This is a genomic window from Mesorhizobium sp. L103C131B0 (assembly GCF_000502275.1).
Taxonomy (GTDB): Bacteria; Pseudomonadota; Alphaproteobacteria; order Rhizobiales; family Rhizobiaceae; genus Mesorhizobium.
The window spans coordinates 223,248-240,399 of sequence record NZ_AYXC01000002.1; the positions used below are offsets into that span (position 1 = coordinate 223,248).

Here is a 17,152-nt window from a genome sequence, read left to right on the forward strand (position 1 = left end):
TGTACTACTTTAAAGGAAAGCTAGGTTGCGGGCGATCGAACATCAGCCCACGGGACTTCGACAATGAATGCGCTCAATGAAATCCGTCAGATCGACTACACCGTCATCTTCGCCCGCGACATGGCCGCCATGCGGCACTTCTACGGGGATGTGATGGAATTTGATCTGCAGCGCGAACTCGGCGACAGGTGGATCGAATATCGGGTCGGCCCGAACACGCTGGCCTTGACCAGCCTCGGCATGATGTTCAACGACACGCCGCAGCAGCGGGATGCGCTGTCGCTTCAGCTGGCATTCCGGGTGGCGCCGGAGATGGTCGCTGCTTGCGCCGAGGCGCTTCAGGCCAAGGGCGTGCAGCCGGTCCTGCCGCTCACCGACCAGGAATGGGGCCACAGGACAGTGTTCTTCCGCGATCCGGACGGCAACGTTGTCGAGATATTCGCTGAGATCTGATGCGGAGTGGGGAGTTTGGAGCGGGTAGCGGGAATCGAACCCGCATATTCAGCTTGGAAGGCTGCTGCTCTACCACTGAGCTATACCCGCATCGTCCTCAAGGTTCGCGGGCTGGCAGTGGTGGAGAGGGTTGGATTCGAACCAACGTAAGCTAAGCTAACGGATTTACAGTCCGTCCCCTTTAACCACTCGGGCACCTCTCCAGCCTGCCGTCGAAGCCTTGCAACGAGGCATTCTCGCCGATCAGGTCGAAACCGGGGTTTTGTCCGAAATCAGCGAAGCGCCTTATGGCGGCAAGGCCAGTGGGTGTCAACCGCACCGCAAGGCAAAATGCGCTGATTTTGACAGCTCACCCGGCAAGCCGGCTTTCTGCCTGTATCCATGGCCCGGCGACGCGGCTATAGAAGCCGGCCATGAGCAATGACAACACGCCCAAGACCGCCAAAGACACCCACTACGCCAAGCTGCGTCGCGCCCATCGCGACGAGAAGGCCGGCGGCGCGCCTGCCTTCCGGCCGCGCCAGCCGGTGCCGCCGGGCGAGAACGCCGCCGACGGGCTGGTGCGGCTTTATGGCCTGCACACGGTGCGCGCCGCGCTCGACAATCCGCGCCGGCGGATCAGAAAGATGTTGGTGACGCGCAATGCCGCCGAGCGGCTGGCGATCGCCGACCTCGCCGCTTTGCCGTTCAAGGCCGAACTGGTCGAGCCGAAGGACATCGACAAGATCACCGGTTCGGACGCCGTCCACCAGGGCGTGCTGATCGAGGCCGAGCCGCTGAAGCCCAAGCGCCTTGACGCGCTCGGCGATACCAAACTGGTGCTGGTGCTCGACCAGGTCACCGACCCGCACAATGTCGGCGCCATCCTGCGCTCGGCGGTCGCCTTCGGCGCCGGTGCGCTGATCACCACGGCCCGCCACAGCCCGCAGGAATCCGGCGTGCTGGCCAAATCCGCCTCCGGCGCGCTGGAACATATCGACCAGGTCGAGGTGAAGAACCTCGCCGACGCGCTGGAACAGCTGCACGAAGCCGGCTTCCAGACCATCGGCCTCGATTCGGACGGGCCGGCCGAACTCGAAACGAGTTTTTCAGGCGAAAAGATAGCCCTGGTGCTCGGCGCCGAAGGCAAGGGCCTGCGCCAGAAGACGCGCGAGACGGTGACGACACTCGCCCGCCTCGACATGCCCGGCGCCATCCGCTCGCTCAACGTGTCGAACGCCGCGGCGGTGAGCCTTTATGCGGCACGGAAGTTCCTTGGAAAGTGAATAGTGAATGCTGAATGGAAAGCGTTCTTACCGTCACCGTTCACTATTCACCCACTTCATGCCCCGCCATCCGCTCCAGCGCCCGCACCAGCGCCGAATGATCCTCTTTCGCCCCGCCATTCGCCGCGCACGAGTTGAACAGCTGCTGCGTCGTCGAGGTGTTGGGCAATGAGACGCCGAGCGCCTTGGCGCCTTCCAGCGCCAGGCTGAGATCCTTCTGGTGCAGTTCGATGCGGAAGCCCGGCGCGAAGGTGCGCTTTATCATGCGCTCGCCATGCACCTCGAGGATGCGCGATGCCGCCAGCCCGCCCATCAGCGCCTGCCGGACCTTGGCGGGGTCGGCGCCGGCTTTTGCGGCAAAGACCAGCGCCTCGGCGACCGCCTCGATGGTCAGGGCTACGACGATCTGGTTGGCAACCTTGGTGGTCTGGCCGACGCCGTTCGGGCCGACAAGCGTGACGTTCTTGCCCATCTTTTCGAACACGGGCTTGGCGCGCTCGAACGCCTTGTCCTCGCCGCCGACCATGATGGTCAGGGACGCCGCCTTTGCGCCGACCTCGCCGCCCGACACCGGCGCGTCAAGATAGTCGCAGCCGAGATCGTTGATTTTCTTGGCGAAAACCTTGGTCTCGATCGGCGAGATCGAGCTCATGTCGATGACCAGCTTGCCCTTGCTCAGGCCGGAAGCGACACCGTTCTCGCCGAACAGCACCTCGGCTACCTGCGGGGTGTCGGGAACCATGGTGATGATGATATCCGCGGCCTTCGCCACTGCCGCGTGGCCGGTGATGCTTCTCAAGCCCTTGGCGACGAGATCGGCCGGCGGCTTCGAGCGGTGGTCGCTGGCAATGACGGCGTAGCCGGCATCCAGGAGATGCCCCGCCATCGGCGCGCCCATGATGCCAAGGCCGATGAAGCCGATGGTTTCCATTGTTTTCTCCTTTGTTGAGGCTGAGTTCCTTCGCACCCCCTCTGGCCTGCCGGCCATCTCCCCCACTTGTGGGGAGATTGGCAGTTTCGGCGCCTCGCTCACCCTGCAATGTTGGGGAGCGAAAGCCGGGATGACGTCCGATCTCCCCACCTGTGGGGGAGATGGGCGGCAGGCCAGAGGGGGGCGCGAAGGAACGCGCCTTCAATCGTAACAGCTAAGCCGCGGCACTCCCCTGCCCGTTAAGCTCCCGAAACCACCCCAGCCCAGCCTCCGTCCCCGCCTTCGGTTTGTATTCCGCTCCGACCCAGCCGGAATAGCCGATCCTGTCGATATGCTCGTAGAGGAAGGGATAATTGATCTCGCCCGTCCCCGGCTCGTGACGGCCGGGATTGTCCGCAAGCTGGATATGCGCGATGCGGCCGAGGTTGGCCTCGATGGTACGGGCGAGATCCCCCTCCATGATCTGCATGTGATAGATGTCGTATTGCAAATAGAGGTTCTTCGAGCCGACGCGGTCGATCAGCGCCAGCGCCTGGTTCGAATAGTTCAGGAAGAAGCCCGGGATGTCGCGGGTATTGATCGGCTCGATCAAAAGCCGGATGCCGGCCTGCTCCAGTTTCTCGGCTGCAAACGCGAGGTTCTCGGCTAAAGTATTTTCCAGCACCGAACGATCCACGCCCTGCGGCGCGATGCCGGCGAGGCAATTGACCTGCTCGCAGCCGAGCGCATGGGCATAGCTGATCGCCTTGGCGATGCCTTGCCGGAATTCCGGCGCGCGGTCGGGCAAAACCGCGATGCCGCGCTCGCCGTTGCCCCAGTCGCCGGCCGGGAGGTTGAACAGCACCTGTGTCAGGCCGTTCTTCTTCAGCCGGGCCGCGACCACGTCAGGCGTATGATCATAGGGGCCGATATATTCGACGCCCTTGAAGCCGGCGCGGGCTGCGGCATCGAAGCGATCGAGGAACTCATGCTCGCCAAAGAGCATCGACAGATTGGCTGAAAAACGCGGCACTCTTTTTCTCCTTCTTCTGCTTGGCCCTAGGCGTGTTGAGATTCAGGTCGGGCAGAGTCGAAAACGGTGACTTTCGAGAACCGGAGCGGAACGTACTTTCTGTACGTGAGCACCGGAAGCGCAGGAAGGCGCCGTTTGCAGGCCTGTCTCACCTGAATATCGGCGCGCCTAATCGAGCAACACAATCGCCGTCGGCGCATCCTCATGGCTTTCGGCAAGGTCCTCGAATTCGGTGATCTTGTCGATTTCCGTGCCCATGGAAATGTTGGTGACGCGCTCGAGGATGAATTCGAGCACCACCGGCACCTGGTATTCCTTCATCAGCCGCTGCGCTTCCTTGAACGCGCCGGCGAACTCTTCCGGTTTGCGCACCCGGACCGCCTTGCAGCCCATCGCTTCTGCGACCGCGACATGGTCGACGCCGTAGCCGGCCTCCGGATCGTTGGCGCGGTTGACGTTCTCGAAGGCCAGGCTCACCTCGAAATCCATCGCAAAACCGCGCTGCGCCTGGCGGATCAGGCCGAGATAGGCATTGTTCACGACGACATGGATATACGGCAGTTTGTGCTGTGCGCCGGCCGCCAGTTCCTCGATCATGAACTGGAAGTCGTAGTCGCCCGACAGCGCCACGATGGTGCGATCCGGATCGGCGGCGCGCACGCCAAGCGCTGCCGGCAGCGTCCAGCCGAGCGGGCCGGCCTGGCCGCAATTGATCCAGTTGCGCGGCTTGTAGACATGCAGGAACTGCGCCCCGGCGATCTGCGAGAGGCCGATCGTGGTGACGTAGGTGGTGTCACGGCCGAACGCCTTGTTCATCTCCTCATAGACGCGCTGCGGCTTCAGCGGCACCTGCTCGAAATGCGTCTTGCGCTTCATCGTCTTCTTGCGGGTCTGGNGTCTGGCATTCCTTCGCCCAGCCCGACCAGTCGCGCAGCTTTCCTGCCGTCTTCCATTCGGTGGCGACGTCGAGCAGCATCTTCAGTGCCGCACCGGCGTCCGAGACGACGCCGAGATCCGGCGCGAACACCCGGCCGATCTGGGTCGGTTCGATGTCGACATGGATGAATTTCTTGCCCTTGGTGTAGACATCGACCGAACCGGTGTGGCGGTTGGCCCAGCGATTGCCGATGCCAAAGACGAAATCGGCTTCCAACATCGTCGCATTGCCGTAGCGATGCGAGGTCTGCAGCCCGCACATGCCGGCCATCAGCCGGTGGTCGTCGGGGATCGCGCCCCAGCCCATTAGCGTCGGGATGACCGGCACGCCCGTTATCTCGGCGAATTCGATCAACAGATCCGACGCATCGGCGTTGATGATGCCGCCGCCGGCGACGATCAGCGGCTTTTCCGCGGCATTGAGCATCGCCAAGGCCTTTTCGGCCTGGGCGCGCGACATTGCCGGCTTGAACGGGACCAGCGGTTCATAGGCATCGATATCGAATTCGATCTCGGCCAATTGCACGTCGACCGGCAGGTCGATGAGCACCGGGCCCGGTCGCGACGAGCGCATCAGGTGAAATGCCTTCTGCAGCGCCATCGGCACGATATAGGGCTCCATGACCGTGACCGCCCATTTGGCGACGGGTGCGGCTATGGCGGCGATATCGACCGCCTGGAAATCCTCCTTGTTGAGCCGTGCCCGCGGCGCCTGACCAGTGATGCACAGGATCGGGATGGAGTCCGCCGCCGCCGAATAGAGCCCGGTGACCATGTCGGTGCCGGCCGGGCCCGACGTGCCGATGCACAGCCCGATATTGCCTGATTTAGCTCTCGTGTAGCCCTCGGCCATATGCGAGGCCGCCTCGACATGGCGCGCCAGGATGTGGCGGATCGAGCCCCTCGCCTTCAGCGCCGAATAGAACGGATTGATCGCCGCGCCCGGCACGCCGAAGCCGCAGGAAATGCCTTCCTTTTCGAGAACGAGAACCGCTGCATCGACAGCGCGCATCCTGGCCATGTCCAGCCTCCTCAAGATTGTTGGTTGGTTGACAATGCCAGTGTCGTTTTCATTTTTCAATTTTTTCAGAATAATTTTTCATTTCGAGAAAACCCCTTCTATACACTGATTCCACTGGCTTTTTCGTTTTCCATGAATCCGGCCATCAAAATTGATGAAAAAGTTTTTCATTGCGATTTCGGCGAAACCGGCGACAATGCCGCCATGGAAACCAGCGAAAAACGCCAGCGCGGCCGGCCGCGCGCTTTCAACGGTCCGTCCGAGGCCGGTTCTGTACAGTCGCTCGACCGGGCCTTGCGCATCTTGGCCATCGTCGCCGAAGGCAGCGGCCTGTCGCTGAGCGAGATTTCGGCGCGCAGCGAGCTTGCGGCGTCCACCGCCTATCGCATGCTGACGACGCTGCAGAGCCACGGCATGGTCGAATTCGATACATCGGACCAGCTGTGGTCGATCGGCGTCGAGACCTACCGCATGGGTGCCGCCTTCCTGCGCCGCCGCAAGCTGGTCGATCGCGCCCGCGTGGTCATGCAGGAATTGATGGAGAAGACCGGCGAGACAGCCAATCTCGGCGTCGCCGAGGACGATTGCGTCGTTTTCGTCAGCCAGGTCGAGACGCATCAGGCAATCCGCGCCTTCTTCCGCCCGGGCACGCGCAGCTCGTTCCATGCCTCCGGCATCGGCAAGGCGGTGCTGGCGCAGCTCGAGCCGGAACGCGTCGCCGCCATCCTGCGCAAGTCGGGCCTGCAGCGCTTCACCGACAAGACGCTGTCCGACATTTCGGCGCTGGCCCATGACCTGGCTGTCATCAAGCACCGCGGCTGGTCGGTCGACGACGAGGAGCGGCATCCCGGCATGCGCTGCGTGGCCGCCGCCATTTTCAACGAGTTCGGCGAGCCGATCGGCGGTGTCTCAGTCTCCGGCCCGACGGTGCGGGTGACGATGGAGCGGCTGGACGAGATCGGGCCGCTGGTGCGCGACGCCGCTGCTGAGGTGACGAGGATGATCGGCGGGTTCCGATCATAATGAGGAAAACGCTTCAGCTTTTGCTCGCCGCTTCACTGTGCGGATGCGTGGCGACGGCGCCCAAGCCCGCCCCTGTCTCCCAGCAAGTCAGCGAGATTCCGATCTCGCTCGCTTTGGAGGAGACAATCACGATCGGCGTTCGCCAGCATTTGCAGGATCCTGTATCCGCCAGATTCGGGCAGATGCGTGCCGGCGAGCGAACGATCAACGGCCGCCGCGAAATCCTGGTCTGCGGCCATGTCGCTGCAAAGACGTCGTCCGGTGGTCATACAACAGACCAACCGTTCGCCGCCAAGATCTATCCGGATGAAGGAAGCAGCTTCGAACTCATCGCCATGGGGGATCAATCGCAGAATGCGAGTGTTGCCCGCATCTGCCGTGCAGCGGGATTGCCGATCTCCGAACCGTAGCCCGCACCGCGGCGCGCTCAAATCAGGAAGGAGGGGCTGCGTACAGCCCCTCCTTTTCCGTGTGGGCGTGCCTCCTCTTAAAGGCGGCAATAGTGGCGGTAGCCGTCATAGCCGACATAGGTGTCGGAGTACGGATCGTAACTGGCGTAGCGGTTGGCGCAGCGGCGGACGTGCCAGGAGCCACCCTCGTCGCCGACATAGACGGTGCGGGGCTGCTGGTTGAGCAGGCTGCCGAGCACGAACCCGCCGACGCCGGCGGCGATGCCGATGCCGATTTCGCGGTTGTGGTGATGGCTGTGGGCGGCCGACGGCTGGACGGTGCCAACCAGCGAGGTGGCGGCGACGGTGCTGGCGATGAGGGCAGAAGCGATTTTGCGCGTGAACATGACGATCTCCTTGTTTCGTTGCGAGAGGCGATCCATCCGCCTCTTGATCATCTGTCGTTTCGGCGCGGAAAAAGGTTCGAAAGAAATTTGGGATTTTCTTGGAGGCTGGAATCAGCCGATGGAAACCATGATCTGATCGATCGAGAGCTCAACGCAAAAAAGGGCGGCTGAAGCCGCCCTTTCCGCGAGGCAGGTCGTCTCGCTCAAAGGAAGATGATCACCTTCCCGTGGTGATGATGATGCTTGTGGTGATGATGCTTGTGGTGATGGTTCCACCACCACCAGGGCTTGTCGTGGTGCTTGTGATGGTGGTGATGATGGCCGTGAGCGGAGGACGACTGGACGGTACCGGCGAGCGCGCCGTTGGCGAGGAAGATGGCGACCAGGCCCGAAGTAAGAGTGCGCTTCAACATGATGATCTCCTTGATCGAGGCGATCATTCGCCTCTGGAGATCAGTTGCGGTGACGTGGTGAAAGGTTCGAAGGCTTTGGGTGAATTGTGAATAGTCAATGGTCCGAAAGGCGTTTGCCCATTCACCATTCATCCCATCCCAGTCACATGCCGCAGCCAAAACGCCATCGCGATAAAACCGACGATGGCGGCGATGCCGGTCCAGTCGACATTGGCGGCCTTCACGTCCCTGATGAGCTTCACCGCAAGCAGCCAGGCAATGACGACAAGCGGCAGGATGATGACAAGTCTGATCATGCGACACCCCGTTCGATGCGTTTGCACCTGGGAGATATGTAGGGATCGCATTGGCGGTTTTCAGCATGGCGGCCCGCCCACCTCGGCGGGGTCCATTAGCGATCGAAAACGGAGTTTTGTCTTTACTGGCGCACGAAATATGCTAACCGGAGCGCCATGCCCTTGTAGCTCAGCTGGTAGAGCAGCGGTTTTGTAAACCGAAGGTCGGCGGTTCGATTCCGTCCGGGGGCACCATCCTTCGCTCTTCGAGCTTCGGATGGCGGGGAATCCTTCGAAGCTTGACCGATAGTTCAATTCGGGGCAGCTGGCAGCAGCGGCATCAGGCTAACTCGCAACCGTTGATCCTGCGACCTTCTAAGAAAACGTCGCAGCCTGAGTGGCTGCCGTACTGCCACCGAACGTGTTTCTCACCCTGACCGATCTGTATACATAGGCGGCCCAGATCCCTGTGACTATGAAGGATGCCAAAGGTGTAACCAGAGCCCCTCCGGCAAGCAAACGGTTTACCGGGACACCAAGCACAGTCGATATCCAAACTGCGTCCAGTATGAACAAGAGAGGGATCGCAAACCACAGACATATGAACAGCTGCGGGAAGCGGTGGCTTCGCCGCAGCATCGAAACAAGCACGACCAGCTGAAGCACCAGAAATGCCAGATTGAGGGCGGCCTCGCCATAGATGGCCAAGGCCCCGTTAGGCACTGTAACAAGCTGTTGGTAGGTTTTGACCAGACTGGCCATATCGACAAGTGTGCGCAACGGCGAAAGGGACAGGCTGATCGCCAGCAGGATCAGCCAGCCGCCGAACCCCACGAGGTCGTCTGGGCTCTGTGAGGATTTGCGCGACCGGACGGCGAAGAAAACCGGCACGCCAATCAGCAACAGAAGTATCGCCCAATGCCACATTTACCCACCCCCGAATGCATCCCTAGGTTGTTTAACTCGCACCTCTGGATTGTGCAAGCATTTTTACAGAGATCAAGGCATCGTAGAGATTTTCGGGTTTGGGTTTGCAGAGGACGCTTTCCGTCGCTCGCAATTTGGCCGCCTCTCACCCCAAGTCAAAATGCCGCGGAAAGGCCTGGTGCAGCAGGAGCAGCATGGTCTTGCGCAGCACGTCGGTGTCGCGGCTGGACGGGTTGAGATGGTCCCAATACCAGGCGCCATGCACCAGATAGTTCAGGCTCTCCGACAGCGTGTCTATGTCGACGCCGGTGTAACCGCCGCTGCGTGAAATCTCGATCAGCAGCTCGCGCGCTTCGGCCGTGTAGGCGAGATCGCTCGGCAGGCCGATTTCATTGTAGATCTGCATGCTCTTGCGGTCGCTGGAAAACACGACCAAGACCGAGACCCATTTCGGATGCTGCCGGGCAAAGCGTTGCGCGCAATCGACGGCGCCCAAGACCCGCTCGACCGGCGACAGGCCGGGCGCCCGCACCAGCGTCAGCCACAGCGCGTCATATTGGTCGCTGAGATATTGCAGGACGGCCCGGAACAGGTTCTCCTTGCTGCGAAAATGAAAGACCACCAGTGCGTTGGACGAGCCGACATGCTCGGCAATGCGCTGCATGGTGACGCTGGCCAGCCCCTCCTCCGCGATGAGCTCGATGGTGGCGTCGATGATGCGCTGGACGCTCGCTTCGCCGCGCTCGCGCCGGCGGTCCTTGGGCGCGGCGTCGTTCGCCGCACCCTTGGCCGCCTTGCTTTTTCCCGCATCCGGAGTGGCTATGCGTTGCGCCATTGTCGTCAGGCCTTTCCCCGGCGGCCGAAACATCCCGCCCTGCCTTGGCATGCCGGCGCCCTGCGGACTCACAGCGCCGGGCGTGTCCCGGCATTCGTGTACCACTGACCACGAGCCATCTCATAGGCCATACCCGCCCGGAACACGTCGGCGTCGCTATAGGTGCGGCCGACAATCTGGATGCCGGTGGGCACGCCATTGGCGGCGCGGCCCGACGGCACGGACAGAACCGGGCAGCGGCTCAGCATGTTGAACGGCGTCGTCATCACCCAGCCCAGCGACGGGTTCACCTCTCGTCCATTGATCTCGACCTTGCCTTTGGTCTGATCGAATTCCGCCGGCACTGCGGGAAGCGCATTGGTCGGGCAGATCAGCACATCGTATTTTTCCAGCAACGGCCCCAGCGTCTGGTACATCCTGGCCGCCACGTCCAAAGTTGCGACAAAGTCCGTGGCCTTCGACTTCTGGCCGTCCTGCGCAAACTGCCTGGCATAGCTGGTCATGTCCTTGCAGTGCTTGGCGAGCAGCGGCGACAGCGAGGCGCCGAAGAGATGTTCGAGATAGGCCATGCCGGCCTTGAGCACCTCGTCGCCCCAGCCGAGGTCCACCTCCTCGACGGTGGCGCCGAGCGAGCGGAACACATCGCAGGCGGCGAGCGTGTTCTTGCGCACGTCCGCATCCACCTCGAAGGACCCGAGATCCATGGAGAACGCGATCTTCCAACCCTTGATCGGCTTGTAGTCGAGCGGCAGGCGCAGTTTCGGGCGCAGCGTGGCGATGTCGAGCGGGCTCGGCCCGGCCATGACGTTCTGCAGCAGGATCGCATCCCCGACGTTTCGGGCCAGCGGCCCGGTATGGCAATAGAAGTCGAGGTTGAAGGGCGGCTCGTCCGGGTTGCGGCCGTAGGGCGGCTTGAAGCCGACGAGGCCACAGGCGGAGGCAGGGATGCGGATTGAGCCGGCAATGTCCGAGCCGGTGGCGATCGACGATGTGCCCGACGCCAGCGTTGCCGCCGAACCGCCCGACGACCCACCCGGCGTGAAATCCGGGTTCCAGGGGTTGCGCGTGACGCCCCAGCGCTTCGACCAGGTATAACCGGCGCAGCTGAATTCGGGCGTCGCCGTGCGGGCGTGGACGATGCCGCCGGCCTTCATGACACGCTCGTTCATGGTCGAGGTATGGCCGCCAATGGCGTCCCCGGACAGCAGCGAGCCATGCGAGGTCGGCTTGCCCTTGATGTAGCTCTCATCCTTGATGCCGATCGGCAGGCCCTCGAGCGCGCCGGTCCTGGCGCCTCTGGCGTATTTCGCCTCGGCTTTTCTGGCGAGATCCATCGCCTCGTCGAAATGCGTGAAGGTGAGGCAGTTGATCGTCGCCTTGGTTGCCTCGGCGCGGCGGATGGTGGCCTGCATCAGTTCCAGAGGCGACAGTTTCTTCGCCTTGAACAGCCGCAACGCCTCGCTGGCCGGCATGTAGCAAAGGTCGAGATCGGACATAAAAAATCTCCCGCGGCGGCTTTACGGCATCTGGCATTGGGGATGGCCGAGCCGCGATGCGCGGCCCGATGTTGGTCAGCTTCGGCCGGCGGCGCTGCTATTTCTGCAGATCGGTCCAGATCCTGGTGTAGAGCGCCTGGACGTCGGCGGGACAGGCCGACATGAATTGGCCCTTGTCGGCAAATTCGGCCGGAACATCCACTTCGGGCGCGCCTTTCATATCGGCCGGCAGGAAGGGCTCGGAGCCCTTGATGCCGTTGGCGTAGTGCGCGAAGGCCGAGATCATCGCTGCATTCCTGGGGTCCATGATGAAATTCTGGAAGAGCTTGGCGTTCTCGACGTTCTTGGCATCCTTGAGCACCGCGACATTGTCCATCCAGATTGGAAAGCCCTCCTTGGGATAGCCGTAGACGATCTTGTCGTTCTCCAGCCGCTCGCGCAGCGATATGCCGTTCCAGTTGACGCCGGCGGCAATGTCGCCCCTGCCGAGACCGTCGACGGCCGCATAGTCGAGCGACAGCCATTTCGCTTTCGCCTCGATGAGCTTGTCATGCACCTTTTTCAAAAGCACCTTGTCGTCGGTGCAGTACTTACCGCCCTCATAGGCAATGGCGAGGAACATGATGTCTCCCATTTCGGGCACGACATTGATCTTGCCCACGAGTTCCGGCGGCGGATCGAGGAAAATCGCCGAGGTGTTCGGATCGCCCGCATAGACCGATTTGTTGACCGAGATGCCGGTCGTGCCCCATTGCCACGGCACCGAATATTTGCGGCCGGGGTCGAACGGCACGTCGACCCATCTCGGATCGACGTTTCTAAAGTTCTCCATCGTGTTGGGATCGGTTTCCAAGAGCAGGCCTTCGCTGATCCAGATCGGCATCACGCTGGCCGATGGAACGACGATGTCATAGCCGGAAGCGCCCTGGCGGACCTTGGCCAGAGCCGTATCGTTGGAATCGTAGTCGGTGACGGTAACCTTGACCTTGTAGGTTTCCTCGAACTTCTTGATCAGGTCCGGGCTGGTGTAGTTGCCCCAATTGTAGATTTGGAGTTCGCCCTCAGCGCGGGCAATGCCGGTCATCGCCAGCAGCGACAGGCCGAGCGCCGTGGCGGTCGATTTCAACTGCATGCTTGTGTCTCCCATTGTTGGGACCGGCGGGATTGCGCCTCGAGCCCCTAAGTTCCCTTCGTCCTGGTGATCATTCACCGGCGAATGCCGGCTGACCAACTCGGTATCTCGGGCAACGGTATTAATTACTAAACATACAGTCAATATCTTTTAGCGACACAACTGCATCATCGGCACCGGCAGTGCGCCGGCGAAGCCGACATGATATGGTCAAGGTTGGGCCATTGATGAATTGGGGCAAGCCGTGGCGTGAGCGCCGCAGCCTGCAGGGCTTGGATCACGGTCATGCGCCTTTTTCTGGCGGTCGTGCTGCTGATGACCATGGCGCTCTTCTCCGCTGCGCGCGGCGAAGAGCGGATAGCGCTGGTTGTCGCCAATCCGGCCTCTGAGGGCTCACCGGCAATCGCCAACGCCGACCTCAGTGCCGAACTCGTTGCAGCGACACTACGATCGCTTGGCTTCACCGTCCGGCAGGTGTCGGATGGCGACCGCGCCGATGTCGCGCGCGCCATGCATGATTTCGCCCAATCCCTGGCCAATCCGGACTCAATCGGCATCTTCTACTATGTCGGCCACACCGCGCAGGCCAACGGCAGGAACTATTTACTGACGCGCGGCACCCGGATCGATTCAAAGGAAACGGTCGACCAGACGGCATTGCCCCTCGATCTGTTCATGCAGGCGCTCGAGGCAACCCCGACATTGAAGGTGGTTCTGCTCGACAATCCCGGCGATGGCCACAACCCTACTTCCGGCGTGATGCAGGGTCTGGCGGCGGTCGATCCCCTCACCCACGCCATCGTCGCCCTGTCGGCCAAACCCGGAACCGTTGCACTGGACGAAGCCCGCCCCGTCACCGTATTTGCCGATGCGCTCACCGCTGCGCTGGTCAAGCGCGGCGCGGACATAGCCATCATCCTCGCCTCGGTCAGGCAAACCACTATCGACAAAACGTCAGGCGCCCAGTGGCCATGGATGGCATATGGCCGCTCGGCAGACGCTGCCTTTGTGCTGACGCCGGACCAGGTGGCCGGCGCGGCACCGGCGCTGCCGCTTGTGCCGGAACCGGCACCGCCGGCGATGGCGAGCGGCGGCTACATCTCCGGGAGTGGCGGTTGGGAGCCTGATGGCAGCGACTACGCCGATGGCAGCGGTCAGGAGCCCTACCCCATGGACGTTGCACCGGGCTCCGGCAGTCCCGATGCCGCGATGGGCGACAGCGCCAAGGAGGCGGCGCTCTACGAGGAATACAAACGCCAGGAACAGCAGCGCCAATTGCAGGAAGAGCAGGCTCGGCAACGATACGAAGAGGAAAAGCAACGTCTTGAAGACGCGGCTGCGGCCGCTGCCCAGAACAATCTCGGCGGGACCTATCCGCAGGATGGCGGAGCCACCGGCGCCGAACCGCCCCCCGATAAGGCAGGGATCCCCCCTGAGGACGGCATGACATCGGCCCCGCCACCCGCGACCGGCGCCGAAAGTCAGCCGGAGGCGCAGGCGCAACCGAAACCAGCGCCGCCGCCCATCGACCAGGCGCAAAGCCCTCCTTCCGGCGGCGCCCTTCCACAACCCGAGACGGGCGCTGTCGAGGTGGTGCGCCATCCAACCATCGATGCGCCGGATGAGATTGTCGCCGGCGAGACGGTGACCATTTCGATCGCCCTTACCGAAGAGCAATTCACGCCCGAAGTGAAGGTGAAGGCAGCGCCGGGCTCGTCGGTGACGGAAGATGGCGCCCTGGCCATGGCGATGCCGGCGGGAACCGAGCAATGGCCGATCGATATCGATCTGTTCGCCTCCGGCTTCGATCTCGCTGACGGCGGCAAATGGAGCCGACGGACGACGCTCTACCGCCAGGGCGACAGCGACTTCGTCCGCTTCGACGTCAAGGCGCGGCCGATCGCCAAGGACAGCAAGCCGGCCCAGTTCATCGCGCGCATCTACAGCGCCGGGAGGTTCCTGGGATCGGCATCGCGGTCGGTTATCATTCGCCGCACCGCGCCTGTCGAGGCAGCCGCTCTGAGCGCCACAGCCGAACGCTCCGCAGCACCTGCCATGCTGATGCTGGCCGCAGCGGCGCCGCAGCCGGCGGTAACTGGCAATGTGACGCTCGGCGGCGCAGCCGGCGATGACGTCCCCGATCTCGACGTGACCATCCTCTATGACGATCCGAGCGGGCTGGGTTCGGGGCAGATCATCATCCATTCGCCGCATCTGGCCGGTCCGGTGACCGATACGTTCTCGACGCCACCTGAGATGGCGGCATGGCTGGACTCCGAATACCGCCGCCTGCTGCAGCTCGGATTGAGCCTGCGCGGCGCCGTTTCGCTGCAGCAGCCTGCCGCAAGCAGCGATACGGGGGCGCAAAAGCGCTTTGTCACGCTCGCCGCCGAAGGTTTTGGCGATGCGCTCTACCGCGACTATGTGCCGAAACCGTTCAAGGACGTGTTCTGGTCGCTGCGCGGCAAAGGCGAACTCCATTCGATCCAGATCACCTCGAACAGCCCGACGCTGCCCTGGGAATTGATCCGCCCGCGCAGCGTCGACGGCGCTATAGCCGACGGTTTTCTCGGCATGGGCTACCGGCTGGCCCGCTGGGCTCCGCGCAGCAGTGCCTCACAGGTCGACAACCCGCTCGACCGCATGACCTTCACCGGCGTCGCGGCCGTCGCGCCCTCCTATGTCGACAAGCGCTCGCTGCGCTTTCAGCAGGACGAGATCGCGGCACTGAGCAAGCTTGCCGGCTACCGCCGCTTCGATGGCGATTTCATCTCTTTCGAGAAACTGGTCGGCGAAGTCTCGACCGGTTTCATTCATTTCTCCGGCCATGGCGAGGTCAACCAGCCGAGCAGCGGCCGGCCGGTCTTTGCCATCGATCTCGTCGATCAGTCGCTCGACCCCGATACATGGGCCGCGCTGGTCGCGACCGCGCATGGCAAGGGCAATCCGTTCTACTTCTTCAACGCCTGCGACACCGGCCGTTCGCAGATGCTCGGCGGCTTCGTGCAGGGCTGGGGTCCGGCAGTGCTGGCGGGCGGCGCTTCCGGCTTCATCGGCGGCATGTGGCCACTGACCGACCGCGCGGCAGCGGCCTTCTCGACCGATTTCTATGGCGGCATCAGCACGCGGATCAAGGACGGGCCGGTCTATCTGGCCGAGATCCTGCAGGATGTCCGCAGAGAATTCTACCAGACCGGCGATCCGACCTATCTCGCCTACACATTCTACGGCAACGCCAATCTGAGGATTGTCGCGCAGTAGGCGACGGATCGTCGTTGGCAGATTGGCTTCAGCCTACAACGCGTTTTGCGGGCATGGCACGCCGGCGTCGCCGCAGCGTGAGGCCATCGGCCTGGAGCTCATGTCTTCGGACTGCCGCACAAGCTCCGCAAAGAGAAGGGCGAAACTTCCCATCACAAGGAAGACGATAATCAGGCGTGTCACCGGCAATAGACAGGTCTCGACTGGCTAGCCCCCCAGCCACCCATCCTCTGTCGGCTAACATGATCGATCAGGCTTTACGAGTGTTTAAGCTCGCTCTTAACCATCACATTCGCCGTTCCGGCGACATGAAGCGCGAGCCGCCGATTTCGTTTCGCCGCGGCCGCAACTGCGCCGGACGATGCCTCCCTTTGCAGATGCGCTTGCCCATGCTACCCCACGCAACCGCCGCCGACCGCCATCGGCCGACCGCCATCGGAATGTCATGAGCAAAGCCAATCTCGCCTTCGTCTCCTCCGACACTGCCGATGCCAAGGCGGCGATGGAGAGCCTGTCGGCCCGCTATGGCCAGGCATCCTTCGACGACGCCCAGGTGGTGGTGGCGCTGGGTGGCGACGGCTTCCTGCTGCAGACCTTGCGCGACACGATGAGCACGGGAAAGAAGGTCTACGGCATGAACCGTGGCACCATCGGCTTCCTGATGAACGAGTACCGCGTCGGGGGCCTCACCGAGCGCATCGCGGCCGCCGTCGCCGAAACGATCCGCCCGCTGGAAATGCTGGCGTTGACGCATGAGGGCGAGACGGTTTCGGCACTCGCCATCAACGAGGTGGCGCTGTGGCGTCAGTCCTACCAGACGGCAAAGATCCGCATCACCGTCGACGACCAGGTCCGCATCGAGGAACTGAACTGCGACGGCGTGATGATCGCGACGCCGGCCGGCTCCACCGCGTACAATCTTTCGGCGCACGGGCCGATCCTGCCGCTGGATGCGCCGTTGCTCGCGCTGACCCCGGTCAGCCCGTTCCGGCCGCGCCGTTGGCGGGGTGCCTTGTTGTCAAACAAGGCGACCGTACGCTTCGATATTCTGGAGTCGGAAAAGCGCCCGGTGAACACCGCCGCCGACCACACCGAGGTCAAGGCGGTGGCTTCCGTAACGGTCCGCGAATCGCCGACTGCGACGGCAACGCTGCTGTTTGATCCCAACCATTCGTGGAACGAACGCATTCTCGCCGAGCAGTTTCGCTATTGAGCCGGCGCAAAGAGTGACTACCTAATTAAGCATCGCGATTAAGCTTACGTTTTCACAATCGTGCCAATCCCGCCCGTTTCTGTTGACAAATCGCGGGCTTGCGCCTAATCGCAATACCAATCTTGCAGGCACGCTGTGCTTGCCGCGACGGATGCCGTTGCGC

15 protein-coding genes, 3 tRNA genes and 1 pseudogene are annotated in these 17,152 nt (G+C 62.5%); 7 read left to right on the plus strand and 12 right to left on the minus strand.

Features of this window, described 5'->3' with window-relative positions; translation table 11 throughout:
* The first annotated feature begins 63 nt into the window (after positions 1–63).
* The gene (locus tag X730_RS160060; RefSeq protein WP_023688409.1) at positions 64–453 is read left to right on the plus strand and encodes a VOC family protein; all 390 of its coding nucleotides are present in this window, start codon (positions 64–66) and stop codon (positions 451–453) included.
* Positions 454–469: 16 nt separating this feature from the next.
* On the opposite strand, the gene X730_RS160055 is transcribed toward X730_RS160060, so the two are convergent.
* Both X730_RS160055 and X730_RS160050 read right to left on the minus strand, forming a co-directional pair.
* Positions 470–543 (minus strand) — tRNA-Gly (locus X730_RS160055).
* A gap of 28 nt (positions 544–571) precedes the next feature.
* A tRNA-Tyr gene (locus tag X730_RS160050) sits at positions 572–656 on the minus strand.
* 210 nt (positions 657–866) lie between these two features.
* Between X730_RS160050 and rlmB the strand changes: the two genes are divergently transcribed.
* Positions 867–1,718 carry a 23S rRNA (guanosine(2251)-2'-O)-methyltransferase RlmB gene (gene rlmB / locus X730_RS160045; protein ID WP_023667451.1) on the plus strand — a complete coding sequence of 284 codons (852 nt, stop codon included), beginning with the start codon at positions 867–869 and terminating at the stop codon, positions 1,716–1,718.
* Positions 1,719–1,761: 43 nt separating this feature from the next.
* On the opposite strand, the gene X730_RS160040 is transcribed toward rlmB, so the two are convergent.
* From X730_RS160040 to gcl, 3 genes and pseudogenes are all read right to left on the minus strand, one after another.
* Positions 1,762–2,649, minus strand: a complete 888-nt coding sequence (locus X730_RS160040) for a 2-hydroxy-3-oxopropionate reductase (RefSeq protein WP_023715772.1) — start codon at positions 2,647–2,649, stop codon at positions 1,762–1,764.
* Between the two features lie 214 nt (positions 2,650–2,863).
* Complete coding sequence (gene hyi, locus X730_RS160035) at positions 2,864–3,661, minus strand: hydroxypyruvate isomerase (RefSeq protein ID WP_023825603.1); 798 nt, start codon at positions 3,659–3,661, stop codon at positions 2,864–2,866.
* A 168-nt stretch (positions 3,662–3,829) separates the two neighbouring features.
* Positions 3,830–5,618 (minus strand): annotated as a pseudogene (gene gcl / locus X730_RS01000000164165) (glyoxylate carboligase).
* A 204-nt stretch (positions 5,619–5,822) separates the two neighbouring features.
* On the opposite strand from gcl, the gene bhcR reads away from it, so the two are divergent.
* The gene (gene bhcR / locus X730_RS160030; RefSeq protein ID WP_023825604.1) at positions 5,823–6,641 is read left to right on the plus strand and encodes an HTH-type transcriptional regulator BhcR; all 819 of its coding nucleotides are present in this window, start codon (positions 5,823–5,825) and stop codon (positions 6,639–6,641) included.
* A gap of 47 nt (positions 6,642–6,688) precedes the next feature.
* The gene (locus X730_RS160025; RefSeq protein ID WP_245261296.1) at positions 6,689–7,051 is read left to right on the plus strand and encodes a hypothetical protein; all 363 of its coding nucleotides are present in this window, start codon (positions 6,689–6,691) and stop codon (positions 7,049–7,051) included.
* A 77-nt stretch (positions 7,052–7,128) separates the two neighbouring features.
* Here X730_RS160025 and X730_RS160020 read toward each other — a convergent pair whose 3' ends face one another.
* The 3 genes from X730_RS160020 to X730_RS1000000165770 all read right to left on the minus strand — a co-directional run bounded on the left by X730_RS160020 (position 7,129) and on the right by X730_RS1000000165770 (position 8,146).
* The gene (locus X730_RS160020; RefSeq protein ID WP_023734388.1) at positions 7,129–7,437 is read right to left on the minus strand and encodes a BA14K family protein; all 309 of its coding nucleotides are present in this window, start codon (positions 7,435–7,437) and stop codon (positions 7,129–7,131) included.
* A gap of 203 nt (positions 7,438–7,640) precedes the next feature.
* A complete protein-coding gene (locus X730_RS160015; RefSeq protein WP_023729791.1) occupies positions 7,641–7,850 on the minus strand; it encodes a hypothetical protein in 210 nt (69 codons plus the stop codon).
* Positions 7,851–7,978: 128 nt separating this feature from the next.
* Positions 7,979–8,146, minus strand: coding sequence for a hypothetical protein (locus X730_RS1000000165770; RefSeq protein WP_023729792.1), 168 nt, complete (start codon positions 8,144–8,146; stop codon positions 7,979–7,981).
* Positions 8,147–8,304: 158 nt separating this feature from the next.
* On the opposite strand from X730_RS1000000165770, the gene X730_RS160010 reads away from it, so the two are divergent.
* Positions 8,305–8,380: transfer RNA gene (locus X730_RS160010), tRNA-Thr, on the plus strand.
* Between the two features lie 120 nt (positions 8,381–8,500).
* Here X730_RS160010 and X730_RS160005 read toward each other — a convergent pair.
* The 4 genes from X730_RS160005 to X730_RS159990 all read right to left on the minus strand — a co-directional run bounded on the left by X730_RS160005 (position 8,501) and on the right by X730_RS159990 (position 12,515).
* Positions 8,501–9,028 carry a DUF2569 family protein gene (locus X730_RS160005; RefSeq protein WP_245261297.1) on the minus strand — a complete coding sequence of 176 codons (528 nt, stop codon included), beginning with the start codon at positions 9,026–9,028 and terminating at the stop codon, positions 8,501–8,503.
* A 169-nt stretch (positions 9,029–9,197) separates the two neighbouring features.
* Positions 9,198–9,887, minus strand: a complete 690-nt coding sequence (locus X730_RS160000) for a TetR/AcrR family transcriptional regulator (RefSeq protein WP_023825607.1) — start codon at positions 9,885–9,887, stop codon at positions 9,198–9,200.
* Positions 9,888–9,955: 68 nt separating this feature from the next.
* On the minus strand, positions 9,956–11,383 hold the full coding sequence (locus X730_RS159995) for an amidase (protein ID WP_023825608.1): 1,428 nt from the start codon (positions 11,381–11,383) through the stop codon (positions 9,956–9,958).
* Between the two features lie 97 nt (positions 11,384–11,480).
* Positions 11,481–12,515 carry an extracellular solute-binding protein gene (locus X730_RS159990; RefSeq protein ID WP_023688398.1) on the minus strand — a complete coding sequence of 345 codons (1,035 nt, stop codon included), beginning with the start codon at positions 12,513–12,515 and terminating at the stop codon, positions 11,481–11,483.
* Positions 12,516–12,800: 285 nt separating this feature from the next.
* Between X730_RS159990 and X730_RS159985 the strand changes: the two genes are divergently transcribed.
* A complete protein-coding gene (locus X730_RS159985; RefSeq protein ID WP_155922401.1) occupies positions 12,801–15,776 on the plus strand; it encodes a caspase family protein in 2,976 nt (991 codons plus the stop codon).
* A 445-nt stretch (positions 15,777–16,221) separates the two neighbouring features.
* Entirely contained in the window at positions 16,222–16,989 is a 768-nt protein-coding gene (locus X730_RS159980) for an NAD kinase (RefSeq protein ID WP_023729798.1), read from the plus strand.
* The last annotated feature ends 163 nt before the right edge of the window (positions 16,990–17,152 follow it).